Genomic DNA, 17,473 nt, shown 5'->3' on the forward strand with positions numbered 1-17,473 from the left:
CTGGGAGGGGCCGTCGCCGGAGGTCGCGCGGCTCGGCGCGGCGATCGCCCAGGGGACGGGCCTGCCGGAGATCGTCGGGCGGGTGCTGGCGTCGCGCGGGGTCGAGCCGCACGAGGCGGCGGCCCAGCTCGCCCCGACGCTGCGCGAGCTGATGCCCGACCCGTCGCGGCTCGCCGGCATGGACGTCGCGGCGGCCCGGCTGCATCGCGCCGTCGGCAAGGGCGAGCGGATCGCGGTCTTCGCCGACTACGACGTGGATGGGGGGGCCTCGGCGGCGCTGCTGCTGACCTGGCTGCGGGCGCAGGGCAGGGCGGCGACGCTCTACGTGCCGGACCGGATCGAGGAGGGCTACGGGCCCAACGAGCCCGCCATGGCGGCGCTGGGGGCAGCGCACGACCTGATCGTCTGCGTCGATTGCGGCACGCTGAGCCACGGGCCGATCGCGGCGGCGGGCTGCGACGTGATCGTGCTCGACCACCACCTCGCCGGGGCTGACCTGCCGCCCGCCCTCGCGGTGGTGAACCCGAACCGGCCCGACGACGCCAGCGGGCTCGGCCATCTCTGCGCCGCCGGCGTGGTGTTCCTGACGCTGGTCGCGGTCAACCGGCTGATCCGGGCCGAGGGGGCGGCGGGACCGGACCTGATGCCGCTCGTCGATCTCGTGGCGCTCGCCACCGTCGCGGACGTGGCCCCGCTGGTCGGGCTGAACCGCGCCTTCGTGCGGCAGGGGCTGGCGGTGATGCGCGGCGGGCTGCGGCCGGGAATCGCGGCGCTGGCCGAGGCGGCGGGTCTCGTCGCCGCGCCGGGGGTGCATTCGCTCGGCTTCGTGCTCGGGCCGCGGGTGAACGCCGGCGGCCGGGTCGGCGCGGCCGACCTCGGGGCGCGGCTCCTCGCCACGGCCGACCCGCACGAGGCGGCGGCGCTCGCCGGGCGGCTCGACCGGCTGAACGGCGAACGCCGCGCGATCGAGGCCGAGGTGCTGGCGCGCGCCATGGCGCAGGCCGAGGCGAACGGCGTCGACGGCTCGCTGGTCTGGGCGGCCGGCGAGGGCTGGCACCCGGGCGTGGTCGGGATCGTGGCGGCGCGGCTGAAGGAGGCGTTCGGGCGGCCGGCGCTGGTCGTGGGCTTCGCCGGCGCGGCGGGCAAGGGCTCGGGGCGGTCGATCCACGGCGTCGACCTCGGGGCCGCGGTGGCGCGGCTCGCCGCCGAGGGGCTGATCGAGCGCGGCGGCGGGCACCGCATGGCGGCCGGCGTCAGCCTCTCCCGTGACCAGCTCGCCCCGGCGATCGAGCGGCTGGCCGCGCTCTTGGCGCGCAAGGCCGCGGCGCCGGAGACCGGCCGGCCGTTGCTGCTGACGGGGCTCGTCCCCGCCGGCGCCGATCTGGCGTTCGCCGAGGCGATCGCCGGCGCCGGGCCCTACGGCGCCGAGGCGCCGGCCCCGCGGGTGGCGGTGGCGGACGCGCGCCTGACCGGGCTGAAGCGGCTGGGCGGCGGGCACCTGGCGCTGTCGGCGACGGACGGGATCGGCGGCCGGCTGGAGGCCGTCGCCTTCCGCGTCGCGGAAAGCCCGCTCGGGCCGCTGCTGGAGGCGTCGGTCGGCGGCCGGGTGCACCTCGCCGGACGCCTGGAGATCGACGAATGGGGCGGGCGCCGGCGGGTGAAGCTGCATGTCGAGGACGCGGCCCGGCCAGCATGACCACGGCCCCCGCCCACCGTCACGCGGGCGGCTCCAATCTGGTTATCCTAGAAAGCGCGGTCCGCGTCGCATAAAACACAGTACCGTAAAAGATCAAGCTGACCAAGATGAGAATCGGCAGCCGCCCAAAGTTGATACTGTAGGCGCCGGGATTCTGCCACCAATCGAAGAAGCCGAGCCCGGAACCGAGCATACTTCCAAATATCGCACCGAACCCGGCTCCGGCGCAGATCATGATCCAACCGCCTAGTCCGACTGCCGTTCCCATGGCCGCTAGGCCGATCCCGCCGATCACATAGGTTGTGAATCCGCCGAGAAAGGTCCCCCCGACGAGACCGCCGACGAAGCCTCTCCGAGCTGCTTCCCAGGTCTTTTCAATCCAGCTCTTGCTCTCGATGACGTGATCGAAGCCCCACAGAAACACCAGCAGCGCACACACAAAGGCGAGGACATGTGGCGCGATCGCTATAGCATTTCGTCGTGTTAGGTACCTGAGAACCATGCCTGCCCCGCTTGTCGCCCGAACCGCGGGAAGAATAGCCACCCCGGAGGGTGCCTGTCTTCGCGTATCACTACCGTTGCAGCGACGTGGTTAACGAGGCCGCATGGCACGCGCAAGCCTTGCGCGTGCCAGAATGCGCTTGATCGCCCCCGGAGCGGCGTCTACATAGCCGCAGCGCCTCCGGTCCCTTCGTCTATCGGTTAGGACGTCAGATTTTCAATCTGAAAAGACGGGTTCGACTCCCGTAGGGACTGCCACTTGCCCCCGCCGGGGAGAGGCGCTATGTGAGCGCGGCCGAGGCCCCTTCGTCTATCGGTTAGGACATCAGATTCTCAATCTGGAAAGACGGGTTCGACTCCCGTAGGGGCTGCCAGACCGCCGCGCCGGCATGCCGGAGGCGCTCCCCATGACCATCGCCGAGCCGTACCTCGCCTTCTTCCGCGCCGCGGGCAGGCTCAAGGACACGCTGCGCAATTCCTGGACGCGGCAGGGGCGGCGCGAGAGCGTGGCGGAGCATTCCTGGCGGCTGGCGCTGATGGCGGTCGCGCTCGAGGACGAGCTCCCCGGGATCGACCACAAGCGGCTGTTGCAACTCCTCGTCCTGCACGACCTCGGCGAGGCGATCCGGGGCGACGTGCCGGCCCCGATGCAGGACGGGACCGACCGCAAGGCCGGGGAACGCGCCGACGTGGCGGCGATCGCCGCGGCGCTGCCGCCGGGGCCTGCGGCGCGCATCCGGGCGCTCTGGGAAGAATGCGCGGCCGCGGCCACGCCGGAGGCGCGGCTGGTCAAGGGGCTCGACCGGATCGAGACCTGCCTCCAGCACGTCGAGGGCGCCAACCCGCCGGGCTTCGACTATGCCTTCAACCTGACCTACGGGCGTGAGCACACCGACGGCCACGCGCTGCTCGCCGCGTTGCGCGCGCCGGTCGACGCCGCGACCGCGCGGCGGGCGCGGGAAGGGTAGGCGCGCCTTCGCCCGGCCGACGCATTCCGTTCCTCGGGACATGGCCGTAGGAATTCCTGCGGGCCACACCGGAGCGACATTCTTGCCGGACGACTTGGGCGGCGCAGCCGAGCCGCATTTTTCGATGCGCCGTCCGGGAAATACCGTCGGCGCCCGGCTCAGGAACCCGTGAACAGGAAGTCGATGGCCTTGGTGATGCGATACGCGTCGTCGGCCAGCGTTGTGACTGACGGGCCGGCCAGGGCATCAGGGGCGCCGCCATTCGTGTGGGAAGCGCGGACAGGGACGATGCCTGCATGTCGACAATGAGGCGGCCGTCGGGAAGGCGGTAGACGTCATAATGCGCCATGCGAAGCCTCAGAGCCCAACCGAAAATCAAGTTGAGTGATTTCGGCTGCCTGTGACTCTCTGGGTTTGCACAGACCCCTGGAGGATCGGATGGCCTGGACTGAAACCACTCGCCGGCAGCATTCATGCCGGCGCCGAGCAAGGTCGGCCGGCCGCGCACGACCGATCTGCGCGAGGTGTGGAACGCGATCCAGTATCGGGCGGCGACCGGCTGCCAGTGGGCGCTGCTGCCCAAGGATTTCCCACCCTTCACCACGGTGCAGCACTATTTCTACCGGCTGCGTGACAGCGGCGTTCTCGACATCCTCAACGAGACCCTGACCATGGCGGCGCGCCTGATCGCGGGGCGCGAGCCCGAGCCGACCGCGGCATCATCGACGGCCAGGTGAAGATCACCGAGAGCGGCGGGCCGCGCGGCTATGACGCGGGCAAGAAGGTCAAGGGTCGCAAGCGCGTTCGGCATCTCTCTCGGACCGGTGGCGTTCGATGCCTCACCCTGACCGACACGCAAGGCGACCTGCTGGCGGGCCTCGTGCACGACGCCCCCTGAACGCGTCGCGCATGTCCTCGCGGATCATGCGCCGCACCGTCTCATACCGGCGGGCTCATGACACGACTCGCGGGCCTTTTCGATCTCTAACACTTTTATTGTTTGTATTCAGATAGTTGCTATATCTATCACGCGTGTTAGCCCGTGTCGCGCCGGGTGGCCTGGCAGACTCTCCGGTATGAGGCGTCAGGTGCCCGTCGGGCATGACCATCCTCCGATCCGTCTATGGCGCATCCTATCACGCCATCCCGACAAGCAACCGCCAGCAAGCAGGTGGACGGCGATCCCGCGGCCCTTGCCCCCTTCGGGGCTGCCGCGCCATAGTCCTGCCGGACCCTACCGGCGGACGCACCCCATGCCCTTCCAGGAAACCGAGTATCATCCCTACGACTTCGCCAACCGGCGCCATATCGGGCCCTCCCCGCGGGAGATCGCGGAGATGCTGGCGGTGGTGGGGGCGCCGAGCCTCGAGGCGCTGATCGACGAGACCGTGCCGAAGGAGATCCGGCAGGCCGAGCCGCTCGACTGGGGGCCGGCGCTCAGCGAGCAGGCGATGCTCGTCAGGATGCGGGAGGTGGCGCGCAGGAACCGGCCGATGACCAGCCTGATCGGGCAGGGCTACCACGGCACGGTGACGCCCCCCGTCATCCAGCGCAACATCTTCGAGAACCCGGCCTGGTACACCGCCTATACGCCCTACCAGCCGGAGATCAGCCAGGGCAGGCTCGAGGCGCTGCTGAACTATCAGACCATGGTCTGCGACCTGACCGGGCTCGACGTGGCCAATGCGAGCCTGCTCGACGAGGCGACCGCCGCGGCCGAGGCGATGGCGCTCTGCCAGCGGGCGGCGAAGTCGAAGGCGACGGCCTTCTTCGTCGATCGGGACTGCCACCCGCAGACCATCGAGGTGATCGAGACGCGGGCGGCGCCGCTCGGATGGCGGGTGATCGTCGGCGATCCGTTCACCGAGCTGGCGCCCGGCGAGGTGTTCGGGGCGATCTTCCAGTATCCCGGCACCTACGGGCATTGCCATGACTTCTCCGGGCCGATCGCGGCCCTGCACGCGGCGGGCGCGCTGGCGGCGATGGCGGCGGATCCGCTGGCGCTGACGCTCCTGAAGCCGCCGGGGGAGATGGGGGCGGACATCGCCGTGGGCTCGACGCAGCGTTTCGGAGTGCCGGTCGGGTTCGGGGGACCGCATGCGGCCTACATGGCGGTCCGCGACGCGCTCAAGCGCTCGATGCCGGGGCGGATCGTCGGGGTCTCGATCGACGCGCGCGGAAACCGGGCCTATCGGCTGGCCTTGCAGACGCGCGAGCAGCACATCCGGCGCGAGAAGGCGACGTCGAACGTTTGCACCGCGCAGGCGCTGCTTGCGGTCATGGCGTCGATGTATGCGGTCTTCCACGGGCCGGTAGGGCTGAAGGCGATCGCGCAGCGGGTGCACCGCAAGGCGGTGCGGGTGGCGAAGGGGCTGGAAAGCCTCGGGTTCAGGGTCGAGCCGGAGCGGTTCTTCGACACGATCACCGTCGATGTCGGCGGCCTGCAGGGGGTGATCCTGCGCGCCGCGGCGGCGGAGGGGGTGAACCTGCGCCGGGTGGGGACGACGAAGATCGGCATCGCGCTCGACGAGCGGGCGCGGCGGCGCGACGCGCGGGCGATCTGGGCGGCCTTCGGCGGCGACGCGGTGGATCTCGCCCTGGAGAACGGCGACCGGCTGCCCCCGGACCTGATCCGGACGAGCGCCTACCTGACGCATCCGATCTTTCACATGAACCGGGCCGAGGCGGAGATGACGCGCTACATGCGGCGCCTCGCGGACCGGGATCTGGCGCTCGATCGCGCGATGATCCCGCTCGGCTCCTGCACGATGAAGCTCAACGCGACGGCGGAGATGATGCCGGTGAGCTGGCCGGAATTCGCCGACGTGCATCCGTTCGCGCCCGCGGACCAGGTGGCCGGCTATGCCGAGCTGATCGCCGACCTCGAGGCGAAGCTCTGCGCGGTGACGGGCTACGACGCCTTCTCGATGCAGCCGAATTCCGGCGCGCAGGGCGAGTATGCGGGGCTGCTGACCATCCGGGCCTGGCATGCGGCGCGCGGCGAGGGGACGCGCGACGTCTGCCTGATCCCGACCTCGGCGCACGGGACCAATCCGGCGAGTGCGCAGATGGCCGGGATGAAGGTCGTGCCGGTGGCGGCGGCGGAGAACGGCGACGTCGACGTCGCGGATTTCCGCGCCAAGGCGGAGGCGGCGGGCGCGCGGCTCGCGGCCTGCATGATCACCTATCCCTCGACGCACGGGGTCTTCGAGGGGACGGTGCGGGAGATTTGCGAGATAACCCATGCCCTTGGCGGGCAGGTGTACCTGGACGGGGCGAACATGAACGCACTGGTCGGGCTGGCGCGGCCGGGGGACATCGGATCGGACGTGAGCCATCTGAACCTGCACAAGACCTTCTGCATCCCCCATGGCGGCGGCGGCCCGGGCATGGGTCCGATCGGGGTGAAGGCGCATCTCGCGCCCTATCTGCCGGGACGGCCGGGGGGCGCGGGGCGGGTGAGCGCGGCGGCGTTCGGGTCGCCGAGCCTGCTGCCGATCAGCTGGGCCTACTGCCTGATGATGGGCGGCGCCGGATTAACGCAGGCGACGAAGATCGCGATCCTGAACGCAAATTACGTCGCGGCGCGACTGGGGGAGGCCTATCCGATCCTCTATGCCCGGGGCGGGCGGGTGGCGCATGAGTGCATCGTGGACGTGCGGCCGCTGAAGGAGCGGGCCGGGGTCAGCGTCGACGACGTGGCCAAGCGGTTGATAGATTGCGGTTTTCACGCGCCGACGATGAGCTGGCCGGTGGCGGGGACGCTGATGATCGAGCCGACGGAGAGCGAGCCAAAGGCCGAGCTCGACCGGTTCGTGACCGCCATGCTCGGGATCGCCGCGGAGGCGGCGGCGATCGAGCGCGGGGAAATCGACCGCGAGAACAACCCCTTGCGGAACGCGCCGCACACGGTAGAGGATCTGGTGGGCGACTGGGACCGCCCCTATTCGCGCGAGGCGGCGTGCTATCCGCCGGGGGCGTTCCGGGTGGACAAGTACTGGTCGCCGGTCAACCGGGTGGACAACGCCTGGGGGGATCGGAACCTGATGTGCTCCTGCCCGCCGGTGGAGAGCTACATGGAGGCGGCGGAGTAGCCGCCTCAATGGTTTACGCCGGTTTTCCCGATGCACCGTGCATGCACAATCCATGCACGATCCATATGCATAGGAAAACAGTCGGGATCAGGGCGTTAACGCCGAGACCTCACGGCCCGAGAGCGGTCCTGCCGGAGCGGACGGCGTCGACGACGTCGCGGATCGCGTCGGTGACGAGCTGCGGGTTGTTCTTGTGGATGTTGTGGCCGCTGTCGGTCTTCGTCACGTGCCGCGCGGCCGGGACGAGGGCGGCGAGGTCCGCCTGCGCCACTTTCTGGGCGCGGTCGGTGACGTAGCCGACATCGGGCGGGGTGTCGGGGCCGAGCAGGCCGTCGGCGATGAAACCCGGCACGAGCGGCCCCCAGGGGTGGTCGGCGCTCAGCACCACGAGCGGCATCGGCCGCAGCGGCGGGGCGGCGAGCAGCTGGTCGAAGCTCTCGTCCGCATCCGCCCGCTCGAGTTCCGGATAGATCTTCAGGCTCTCGGTCATGTCGCCGTCGAGGATGATCTTCTGCCAGCGCCATTCGTCAGGCGTCTCGGCCACCCTGAGAAACTCGGAGAGTGCATCGACCAGCACCATCCCGGCGACGTCCCCGGGCCAGGTCATGGCGTAGAGCCGCACGACGAGCCCGCCATAGGAGTGGCCGACGATCACGAACGGCGTCGCGACCTTCGCCGCGACGACGAGCGCGCGGAGGTCGGCGACCGAGGCGGCGGCGGAGGTCGGCATCGGCGCGGGATCGCTCCGGCTCGGACTGCCGTCGGCCAGCGGCGTGCCGGGGCGATCATAGGCGCAGACGCGCGTGAACGCGGCGACATCCGCGAAGACCGGCGCCCCCTGCGTCCAGTCCTCGGCGGAGGCCTTGCCTCCGGGCACGACGAGCACCGTCGGCGACCCGGTTCCCCGGCATTCGAGATACATCCGCCGGCCGTCGCCGATGTCGAACGCGCCCGCGACCTCGCCCTCGGCCGCAAGGGCAGGGACCGCGACGGACGCCACGACGACGCTGGAGCGGAGTGCGTCCCGGCAGAGCCGGGCCGTCCGCTTCATAACACCGGACGATTCCGTCCGGTTGGAGATCGCCCTGGTTCGCAGCACATTCCGGACAGACATGGCCATCCCCCGGCGGCCGTCCGCGATCTCCTCGATGCCGGCGATCCGCCGCCCGACGCGCCGGCATCGAAGGCTACACCCCGGCGCCGCCGCGTGCCAAGACGCCTCCCGCGGCGGCCACTCCCGGCGGGAAATCTGTTGCGCGCGCGGCGGAATGCGGCATATGGTTCGGCGCCGAACAAGGGGACGGCGACGGGGTGGCGACGTGGTGGTCGAAGACCGCGATAGCGGCGCCCCCGAATATGACGCTAGATCCCTGCTGGCGCTGGCCCAAGTCATGGGGGGAAACGGGAAGCGGTCTGTAGGACAGGCCGCTTCCCAGTGCTCCTACAGCACGAAATCCCCCGCGGCGTAGTCTGCCGCCACCACTGCGCCGTCGCGGATGTCGATGCGCAACTCGAACCCCGCCGCCTTCGACGTGTTGCCGAGCACCCGGGTGACGCCCCCCGCATCGACCAGCGACAGTCCGCCCACCGCCGTCGAACCCCAGACGAAGGCCTGGTCTCCGGGGCGATGCGCGTCGGCGTCGACGCCGGCGAGGTCGATCAGGTCGCCGCCGGACCTTCCCGCACGCTCGAACGCGGCGACGCCGCCCGACGCCTCGATCACGTCGAAGGCCCTGGCGGTCGAGGCCCGGGGGCCGTCGAAGTCGAAGCGGTCGGCCCCCGCCCCGCCACGCAGCACGTCCGCGCCGTCGCCGCCGTTCAGCACGTCGGCCCCGGCGCCCCCCTCCAGCACGTCGTCGCCGCCGAGCCCGCGCAACGTGTCCCGTCCGCCGCCGCCGCGCAGCTGGTTCTGCGCGGCGTTGCCGAGGATCGTGTCGTCGCCCGCGCCGCCGAAGGCGTTCTCGATCAGCGACCGCGGATCGCCCTTGTACTGGAGCGCGTTGAACACGTTGCCCCGCGCAAGGCCGCCGTTCGGCCCGGCGCCGAGATCGGCGCGCTGCGCCGCGGAAAAGGTGGAATGCCCGCCCGGCGCGAGGTCGATCTCCAGATCGGTGGCGTAGTTGGAGAGGTCATAGGTGTCGTTCCCGCCGCCGTCCCAGATCGTCTGGAAGATCCGGTTCGCGCCGGGCGCGATCGACAGCTTGCCGTTGACGAAGGAGGCGCCCGTGTTCGGGTTCCAGTCGTAGGTCGTGTCGCCGGCGTTGGTGGAGAAGTCGGCCCCGTAGAGATGCTGGAGCGCGGCGATGTCGAGCATCATGTAGGTCTGCGGAAATCCCCAGGTCTCGTTGGTGAAGTACTCTTTCGCGCCAATGCCGGCGCGGTAGGTCATCGCCGTGAACTCCATCGAGTCCCATTCCCGCGGGAGGCGCCCGAACAGGTCGCTCTCGTGCCCGTGCATGAGGCCGAGCGTATGGCCGATCTCGTGGATCAGCGTCATGTAGGCGACGTTGCCGGCGACGGGATCGCGCAGGTCGGTGGCGAAGAAGGCGTCGCCGCTGACCGGGTCCGCGCCGGGGACGATCGCGGCGGCCGAGCCGGCGGGCGCCTCGCCCGTCACCGCCAGCCGGATCGTTCCCGCGCCGCTTCCGTGGCCCGCATAGCGGACATCGAGCCTCGTGAACCCCTCCACGGAGTTTCCGATCCCCCCGGCGGGCTGGTCGAAGAGCTGCATGTTCAGGATCGCATGGGCGGTGGTGAGCTGCGCCGCCGACAGAGGCGAGAACTTGCCGAAGTAGGGCCCGTCCCCGCCGTAGTCGCTGGCCCGGTCCGGGTCGCTGTAGGTGACGAACCCGTCCGACCACGCGAGGTTCCACAAGAGCGAGTCGATGCGGGGATCGCCCGTCAGCTCCACCCTCGCGACCCCCGGCGCGGAAACGGACTCCAACCCCGCGCGTGGGGCGAGACGAACTACGTCGGACCGGGGAACCAGGGGCATCGCGCACAACTCCATAGCAGTCTCTGCCACGGCCGGCGCGCGCGTGTCGCCAGTGCTTCCGCTCCCACGCCCCCCGACCGGCGAGCATGGTATACGCCGTGGGCGCGCCGGCAAGGGCGCGCAGGCGCCGGCCGTCGGCGTGGGCGAGTTTCACCCGCCAGCCGCGGCGGCCCGCTGTCCCGAACGGATCCCCCGGCGGACGGGCGGCGCGACTACTCGAGGACGACCGCCGGCTCCAGCGCGAGCCGCGAGGCCAGCGCCGCCAGCCGCCGCGCCACCGCCTCGCCGGCGAAGTCGCGCGCGCTCGCCGCCAGCGCAAGCTCCAGCCGCCGGCCGGAGATTCCCAGCCTGGCGTGCTCCAGCACCCCGGGCACCGAGCCCGACAGCATCGCCCCGAGGCGCATGGCGCGTCCCAGCACGACCGCCTCGGCCGTGCGCGCCGCGTCGAGCAGCTCGGCATAGCGCCCGAGATCCTCGGCCGTCGCCATCGCCTTGTAGCGATGCAGCATCGCCACCCCGAGGAAGGCCCGCTCGGCGTGGTTCACCCCCGCGACGTTCGAGCGCATCACGGCCTCGAAGGCGAGCTCGCCCCGGTAGTCGGGATGCGCGCGCCAATAGGCGTCGTGCAGCAGGCAGGCGGCATGGACCAGCCGCCGCTCGTCGCGGGACTGGTCCGGATAGAGCGGCGCGAGCCACTCGAAGAGCGCGTCGCCGAACCCGGGCCAGCGCGAGGCCTGCCGCTCCTGGTGGCGGCAGGACTCGATCAGCGGGTCGAGCGCGCGCATCTCCTCGGGCATCTGCCGGTAGAGCAGCCCCTCGCGCAGCCCGTAGCCGGAGATCGTCACCTTGCCCGGCTCCACCCGCCGCAGGAACTCCGCCAGAACCTGCGAGGCCAGCGGCACCAGGCTCAGCCGCGCCGTCGATGTCCCGGTCAGCGACGACATCCGCGCCTGGTCCTGCTCGCGGACCCAGCCGAGCGTCTCCATCAGCTGCGGGACCGGCGGCGCATAGCCGTGCAGCACCCGAAGGGGATAGCCCATCCGCTCCATGTCCAGCCTGGCGATCGCCCGCCACGAGCCGCCGACGAGGAACAGCCGCGGCGCCGGCCCCGGCACCGCCTTGCGCAGCGCCTTCACCTCCTGCCGGATCGTCTTGGCGAGCGCCTTGGCGTCGGCGACGTCGGCGAGCGTCAGCGGCCCGAGCGGCGAGGTGGCGCAGTCGCCGATCTCGCCGCGGACGAGGTGCGCCAGCTCCATCGAGGCGCCGCCCATGTCGCAGACCAGCCCGTCCGCCCGCGGCCAGCCGAGCAGCACGCCCTTTGCCGCCAGACGCGCCTCCTCGCCGCCGCTCGCGACGTGCAGGATCAGGCCGGTCTCGCGCTGGACCTGTTCGCAGAAGGCGGGCCCGTCGCGCGCCTCGCGCACCGCCGCGGTCGCCACGGCGACAAGTCCCGACAGCTCCATCCGCCGGGCAAGCGCCACGAAGCGGTTCAGCGCCGCCAGCGCCCGCGTCCAGCCCGCCGGGCTCAGTCGCCCGGTGTCGGCGAGCCCGGCGCCGAGCCCGGCCAGCACCTTCTCGTTGTAGAAGTACGCCGGGCTGCGGGCCATCCCGTCGAAGACCACCATCCGGATCGAGTTCGACCCGACGTCGATCACGCCGATCCGCTTGAGCCGGGCCTTGGCGAGCTCGCCGAGCTCCAGCCGGGGGATCCTGCCGCTGCGCCTTGCCTCGCTCACGCTCCGCCCCCGCGCCGTGGTCGCCCGCGGACGGGTGTCGCATTCCGCGCGCGCCCGCGTCAACCTTCGACTGGGCTGACGGCGATCCCGTCCCCGCGGCCTTGCGCGCCCGGTCCGGCGCGCTATCGTCCGGGAACGCCCGCCGCTGCGCGGGCCGGCGCGACGGAGGCGAGCGTGAGCGATGCGAACGGGGGACCGCTGCCCCACCCTGCCGACCGGGACGGTCTCTGGCTCGGCCGCGTCTGGGACCCCGAGGCGGGCGGCCCCTGCGTCGTCACCCTGCGCGACGGCGCCGTCATCGACGTCACCTCCCGCGCCGCTCCCACCGTGCGCGACGTCCTCGAGCACGACGACCCGGCGGCGCTCCTCGCCGCGCCCGGCCGCGAAATCGGCGCGCTCGCCGACCTCGCCGCGCCGGCCGGTCCCGACGCGCCGCGCCTCCTCGCGCCCTGCGACCTCCAGGCGCTCAAGGCCTGCGGCGTGACCTTCGCCCGCTCGATGGTCGAGCGCGTCATCGAGGAGCGCGCCGCCGGCGACCCGGCCCGCGCCGAAGCGATCCGCGCCCGCATCGCCGACCTGATCGGCGCGACGCTGCACGACATCCGCCCCGGCTCGCCCGAGGCCGCCGACGTCAAGGCGGCGCTCCAGGCCGAAGGACTGTGGAGCCAGTACCTCGAGGTCGGCATCGGCCCGGATGCCGAGGTCTTCACCAAGGGCCAGCCGCTCTCCGCCGTCGGCTGGGGCGCGATGGTCGGCATCCACCCGGTCTCGCGCTGGAACAACCCCGAACCCGAAATCGTCCTCGCCGTCGACAGCCGCGGCCGCATCCGCGGCGCGACCCTCGGCAACGACGTCAACCTCCGCGATGTCGAGGGCCGTTCCGCGCTCCTCCTCGGCAAGGCCAAGGACAACAACGCCGCCTGCGCCATTGGCCCGTTCATTCGCCTCTTCGACGCGGACTTCACCCTCGACGACGTCCGCGCCGCGGAGCTGACCCTGACGGTCGCGGGGAAGGACGGCTTTCGCCTCGACGGGCGCTCCTCGATGCGCGAGATCAGCCGCGACCCGGCCGACCTCGTCGCCCAGACCATCGGCCGCCACCACCAGTACCCGGACGGACTGATGCTCTTCCTCGGGACGATGTTCGCCCCGGTCCAGGACCGCGACGCCCCCGGCCAGGGTTTCACCCACCACGAGGGCGACCGCGTCTCCATCGCCGCGCCCGGCCTCGGCGCGCTGGTCAACACCGTCGGCCTCGCCACCGAGGCGCCCGAATGGACCTTCGGCGTCGCCGCTCTGATGCGCAACCTCGCCGCCCGCGCCCTGCTCTGACACGCATCCCGGGCGGCCCCCTGGCCGCGCGCCTCGCGCCGCCGGCGCCGCAATCCCCCTTCAGGCATTCATACTGGCAGAAACCCTATCGAGCAGGCGCCTCCCCGCCAAAGGGCGGGGAGCAGCAAAGGACTCGCGGCCGCTTGCGGCCGCTCCGCCAGGGAGGCCGCAAAGGCGGCCGACCGTCAGCGCCGTCCGAGCGGGACCCCCTTGCGGGGTCCCCGAGGACGGCGCTTCCCCCGGCCCGCGGCAGCGACCCGCCCGCCCGCCGAAGAGGGCCGGTCAGGCCGCGGTTTCCTCGAGCCGCGCCACATAGCGCGCGAGGGTGTCGACCTCGAGGTTGACCAGATCGCCGAGCGCGACCTCGCCCCAGGTGGTGACCTCCCGGGTGTGGGGGATCACGTTGATCCCGAACTCCGCCCCCTCGACCTCGTTCACCGTCAGCGAGGTCCCGTTCAGCGCCACCGACCCCTTCGGCGCGATGAACCGCGCCAGCCCCGCCGGCGCGCGGAACCGGAAGCGGACGCTGTCGCCCTCCGGCGCCAGCCCGACCACCTCGGCGAGCCCGTCGACATGACCCGAGACGATGTGCCCGCCGAGCTCGTCGCCGACGCGCAGGGCGCGCTCGAGGTTCACCCGCCGCCCCGGCGCCCAGGGCGCGCGCCCGGCGCGGACGCTGGTCTTCGACACCGTCTCGGCCGAGACGTCGACGTCGAACCAGCCGCCGAGCGGCCCCGGCCCGCGGTCGACGACGGTCAGGCACACCCCGTCGCAGGCGATCGAGGCCCCGATCGCGATCGTCTCCGGCGCATAGGCGCAGGCGATCCGGACGCGCAGGTCGCCACGGTCCTCGACCCGCTCGACCCGGCCCACGGCGCTGACGATCCCGGTGAACATGGTCCGACCTCCCGCTTTTCGCTCGGCCGGGTGGTAGCCCGCGCGACGGTCCGGCCGCAAGCGGCCTCGCGCCCCCTACCATCGCGCCCCGACTTGTGATGCTCTGCGCCGCGACACCATGAGGCCCGCCATGCCCGACTACGAACGCATCCTGATCACCGGCGCCGCCGGCAGCCTCGGCCGGCGCCTGCGCCTCGGCCTCGCCCCCCTCGCGACCCGGATCCGGCTCGTCGACGTCAAGGATCTCGGCCCCGCCGCCGCCAACGAGGAGGTCGTGGTCGCCGACCTCGCCGACCGCGACACGGCGATCGAACTTACCCGCGACTGCGACGCCATCGTCCATTTCGCCGGGCACCCCCGCGAGATCACCTTCGACGAGCTGATGGCCGACGTCCTGCCCGGCGCCTACCACATGTACGAAGGCGCCCGCCGCCACGGCGCCCGCCGCGTCGTCTATGCCAGCTCCATCCATGCCGTCGGCTTCGCGCCCGTCGAGGACGTGCCCGACACCCGCGTCATGCACCGTCCAGACACCTTCTACGGGCTTTCCAAGACCTTCGTGGAGGACCTCGCAAGCCTCTACTGGGACAAGTTCGGCGTCGAGAGCGTCTGCCTGCGCATCTGTTCCTGCTTCGAGGAGCCCCGCGACCGCCGGATGCTGTGGTCCTGGCTGTCGTTCGCCGACTGCGTGCGCCTGACCGCCGCCGCGCTCACCGCGCCGCGCGTCGGCTTCTCCGTCATCTACGGCACATCCGACAACGCCGCCGCCGCGGTCTCCAACGCCCATGCCGGGCATATCGGCTTCAGGCCGCAGGACAGCGCCGACCCGTTCATCGCCGACCTCCTCGCCAGGACCGACCGCCCCGACCCCGCCGCCGTCGCCACCCGCGTCGTCGGCGGCTCCTTCGCCGCCACCGGCCACCCCGACGATGATTGAGGAGACCGCCGACGTCCTCATCGCCGGCGGCGCCGTCGTCGGCAGCTCGGTCGCCGCGCATCTCGCAGCGCTCGGCTACCGCGGCCGGATCGTCGTGGTCGAACCCGACCCGACCTTCGCCCGCGCGGCCACCGCGCTCTCCGCGAGCGGCATCCGCCGGCAGTTCTCCAACCCGCTCAACGTCGCGATCTCCGCCTACGGCCTCGCCCAGATCCGCGCCCGCGGCCTCGCCTTCCACGAGAACGGCTACCTGCACCTCGCCGCCAGCGCCGCCGGGGAGGCCGAGCTGCGCCGCCGCCACGCCACCCAGGCCGCCGGCGGCGCGGAGGTGGCGCTCCTCGACCCCGCCGCGCTCCGCACGCGCTTTCCGAGCCTCGCGACGGCCGACCTCCGCCTCGGCGCGCTCGGCCTCTCCGGCGAAGGCTGGTTCGACAACATGGGCCTGCTCGCCGCCTACCGCGCCGAGGCGCGGGCCGGCGGGGTGGCGACCGTCCGCGACGCCGTCGCCGGCCTCGCGCTCCGCGGCGGGCGCGTGGTCGGGGCGACGCTCGCCGGCGGCGGCCGCATCGCCTGTGGCGTCTTCGTCGACGCCGCCGGCGGGCGGGGCGCCGATCTCGCCGCCATGGCCGGCCTCGCGCTCCCCGTCGAGCGCCGCAAGCGCACGGTCTTCGCCTTCGCCGCCGCCGCGCCGCCGCGCGAGTCCCTGCCGCTGACCATCGACCCGAGCGGGGTCTGGTTCCGCCCCGAAGGCGCCCGCTTCATCGCCGGCGGCGCGCCCGACCCCGATCCGGAGGTCGCGCCCGACGACTTCGAGCCCCGCCACGAGGAATGGGAGACGCTGGTCTGGCCGGCCCTCGCCGCGCGCGTCCCGGCCTTCGAGGCGCTGAAGCTCACCGGCGTCTGGGCCGGCCACTACGACATGAACACCCTCGACGCCAACGCGGTCGTGGGCCCGCATCCGGAGGTGGCGAACTTCCACTTCGCCAACGGCTTTTCCGGCCACGGCCTGCAACAGGCCCCCGCGATCGGCCGCGGCCTCGCCGAGCTGATCGCCACCGGCGCCTACCGGACCCTCGACCTCTCGCCCCTCGGCTACGCGCGCATCGCCGCCGGGCGACCCTTCACGGAAGCGGCGGTGATCTGATGGACCCCTTCGACGCCCTTTTCCACACCTGGCCGCCGGCCGAGACCCGCCGCGTCGGCCCCTGGCTCGCCCGGCGGGGCGACGGCGGGGGCAAGCGCGTCTCCTGCGCCACGCTGCATGGCGATCCCGGCGATCTCGATGCGCTGGCCGCGACGATGCGCGCCTGGGAGCAGCCCACGCTCGTCATGGTCCGCGAGGACGAGGCCGCGCTCGACGCGCGCCTCGCCGCCGCGGGCCATGCCGTCGTCGACCCGAGCCTGATGCTGGTGGGCGAGATCGCCGCCGTCGCCGACGGGCCGCTTTCCGAGGAGGCGATCGACTGCGACGCGCCCCTCGCCTGCATGGCCGCGCTCTGGCAGGCCGAGGGCGTCGGCCCGGGCCGGCGCGCCGTGATGTCGCGGGTGACCGGCCCGAGAACCTGGCTCCTCGGCCGGCGCGACCAGACCCTCGGCGCCGCGGCCTTCGTCGCCGTCCACGAAGACACGGCGATGATCCACGCGCTGGCGGTCGCCGCGCCCTTGCGCCACCGCGGGCTCGGCGCGCTGATGACGCGCACCGCCGCCGCCTGGGCTGCCGGACACGGCGCGACGACGCTCGCCCTCGCCGTCGCCGAGGCGAACGGCCCGGCCCGCGCGCTCTATGCCGGGCTCGGCATGCGCGAGGCCGCCCGCTACCACTTCCGCCTCGCCCCGTGACCGGTATGCGTGACCGGTCCGCGGCCGTACCGGAAAGGTCTCGACCATTGGCGTCCGGGGCGGCATGATCGCCCCCATGACCCGCAGGACCCCCGCCCGCCCGCTCCGCCTCGCCGTGCTCCTCGTCGCCGCGGCGCTTGCCGCAAGCTGCGGCGGCGTCGATGACGGAACCCGCTGCGACGACGGCGGCTCCGGCGGCAGGGTCGTCCACGGCGTCTGCCTCTGACCGGCCTTCCCGGCGAATCCGTCCGCAACCTCGGGTCGGACGTCTCCGACGACGCCCGACCATGATACCGGCGGGCTCATGAAACGACTCGCGGACCTTTTTGACCTTTGCCATTTTTATCGTGTGTACTCAGGTAGTTACCCTATCTATCACGCGTGCTAGCCCGTGTTGCGCTGGGTGGCTTGGTAGACTCGCCGGTATGACACGAAGGCGCGACGCTCCCGGCCCTTGCGCCCCGGCCTCGCGCCCCTA

Annotated in this window: 13 protein-coding genes, 2 tRNA genes and 1 pseudogene; 11 read left to right on the forward strand and 5 right to left on the reverse strand. The window is 72.2% G+C overall.

Going from position 1 to position 17,473, the window contains the following annotated elements:
• Window positions 1-1,696 (forward strand): single-stranded-DNA-specific exonuclease RecJ (gene recJ, locus KBA23_RS05955; protein ID WP_290737935.1); only part of this gene is annotated, 1,696 nt, incomplete at its 5' end.
• Between the two features lie 19 nt (window positions 1,697-1,715).
• Here the strand turns inward: recJ and KBA23_RS05960 are convergent.
• On the reverse strand, window positions 1,716-2,198 hold the full coding sequence (locus tag KBA23_RS05960; protein ID WP_290737938.1) for a hypothetical protein: 483 nt from the start codon (window positions 2,196-2,198) through the stop codon (window positions 1,716-1,718).
• A 182-nt stretch (window positions 2,199-2,380) separates the two neighbouring features.
• On the opposite strand from KBA23_RS05960, the gene KBA23_RS05965 reads away from it, so the two are divergent.
• From KBA23_RS05965 to gcvP, 5 genes and pseudogenes are all read left to right on the forward strand, one after another.
• Window positions 2,381-2,455, forward strand: a tRNA-Glu gene (locus KBA23_RS05965).
• 41 nt (window positions 2,456-2,496) lie between these two features.
• Window positions 2,497-2,571, forward strand: a tRNA-Glu gene (locus tag KBA23_RS05970).
• 33 nt (window positions 2,572-2,604) lie between these two features.
• Entirely contained in the window at window positions 2,605-3,165 is a 561-nt protein-coding gene (locus KBA23_RS05975) for an HD domain-containing protein (protein ID WP_290737941.1), read from the forward strand.
• A gap of 470 nt (window positions 3,166-3,635) precedes the next feature.
• A pseudogene (locus tag KBA23_RS05980) lies at window positions 3,636-3,967 on the forward strand (transposase); the annotation flags it as partial.
• Between the two features lie 451 nt (window positions 3,968-4,418).
• Window positions 4,419-7,259 carry an aminomethyl-transferring glycine dehydrogenase gene (gene gcvP, locus KBA23_RS05985; RefSeq protein ID WP_290737944.1) on the forward strand — a complete coding sequence of 947 codons (2,841 nt, stop codon included), beginning with the start codon at window positions 4,419-4,421 and terminating at the stop codon, window positions 7,257-7,259.
• A gap of 109 nt (window positions 7,260-7,368) precedes the next feature.
• Here the strand turns inward: gcvP and KBA23_RS05990 are convergent, their stop codons facing one another.
• The 3 genes from KBA23_RS05990 to KBA23_RS06000 all read right to left on the reverse strand — a co-directional run bounded on the left by KBA23_RS05990 (window position 7,369) and on the right by KBA23_RS06000 (window position 11,990).
• The gene (locus KBA23_RS05990; RefSeq protein ID WP_290737948.1) at window positions 7,369-8,310 is read right to left on the reverse strand and encodes an alpha/beta hydrolase; all 942 of its coding nucleotides are present in this window, start codon (window positions 8,308-8,310) and stop codon (window positions 7,369-7,371) included.
• Window positions 8,311-8,700: 390 nt separating this feature from the next.
• Window positions 8,701-10,170, reverse strand: coding sequence for a M10 family metallopeptidase C-terminal domain-containing protein (locus KBA23_RS05995; protein WP_290737951.1), 1,470 nt, complete (start codon window positions 10,168-10,170; stop codon window positions 8,701-8,703).
• Between the two features lie 296 nt (window positions 10,171-10,466).
• Entirely contained in the window at window positions 10,467-11,990 is a 1,524-nt protein-coding gene (locus KBA23_RS06000) for a Ppx/GppA family phosphatase (RefSeq protein ID WP_290737954.1), read from the reverse strand.
• A gap of 174 nt (window positions 11,991-12,164) precedes the next feature.
• Between KBA23_RS06000 and KBA23_RS06005 the strand changes: the two genes are divergently transcribed.
• Window positions 12,165-13,322, forward strand: coding sequence for a fumarylacetoacetate hydrolase family protein (locus tag KBA23_RS06005; RefSeq protein ID WP_290737957.1), 1,158 nt, complete (start codon window positions 12,165-12,167; stop codon window positions 13,320-13,322).
• A 282-nt stretch (window positions 13,323-13,604) separates the two neighbouring features.
• Here KBA23_RS06005 and KBA23_RS06010 read toward each other — a convergent pair whose 3' ends face one another.
• Window positions 13,605-14,219, reverse strand: a complete 615-nt coding sequence (locus KBA23_RS06010) for a riboflavin synthase (protein WP_290737960.1) — start codon at window positions 14,217-14,219, stop codon at window positions 13,605-13,607.
• Between the two features lie 130 nt (window positions 14,220-14,349).
• On the opposite strand from KBA23_RS06010, the gene KBA23_RS06015 reads away from it, so the two are divergent.
• The 4 genes from KBA23_RS06015 (at window position 14,350) to KBA23_RS06030 (ending at window position 17,221) form a co-directional block, all read left to right on the forward strand.
• Window positions 14,350-15,156: an NAD(P)-dependent oxidoreductase gene (locus tag KBA23_RS06015; RefSeq protein WP_290737963.1), complete on the forward strand. Its 807-nt coding sequence runs from the start codon at window positions 14,350-14,352 to the stop codon at window positions 15,154-15,156.
• Window positions 15,149-16,300, forward strand: coding sequence for an FAD-binding oxidoreductase (locus tag KBA23_RS06020; RefSeq protein ID WP_290737966.1), 1,152 nt, complete (start codon window positions 15,149-15,151; stop codon window positions 16,298-16,300). The genes KBA23_RS06015 and KBA23_RS06020 overlap by 8 nt, the downstream gene beginning before the upstream one ends.
• Window positions 16,300-16,995: a GNAT family N-acetyltransferase gene (locus KBA23_RS06025; protein ID WP_290737969.1), complete on the forward strand. Its 696-nt coding sequence runs from the start codon at window positions 16,300-16,302 to the stop codon at window positions 16,993-16,995. The genes KBA23_RS06020 and KBA23_RS06025 overlap by 1 nt, the downstream gene beginning before the upstream one ends.
• Window positions 16,996-17,071: 76 nt before the next feature.
• A complete protein-coding gene (locus tag KBA23_RS06030) occupies window positions 17,072-17,221 on the forward strand; it encodes a hypothetical protein (protein WP_290737972.1) in 150 nt (49 codons plus the stop codon).
• Window positions 17,222-17,473 lie beyond the last annotated feature (252 nt).

Origin of the sequence: Amaricoccus sp. (genome assembly GCF_017995835.1) — a bacterium.
In the GTDB taxonomy this organism is placed as follows: Bacteria; Pseudomonadota; Alphaproteobacteria; order Rhodobacterales; family Rhodobacteraceae; genus Amaricoccus.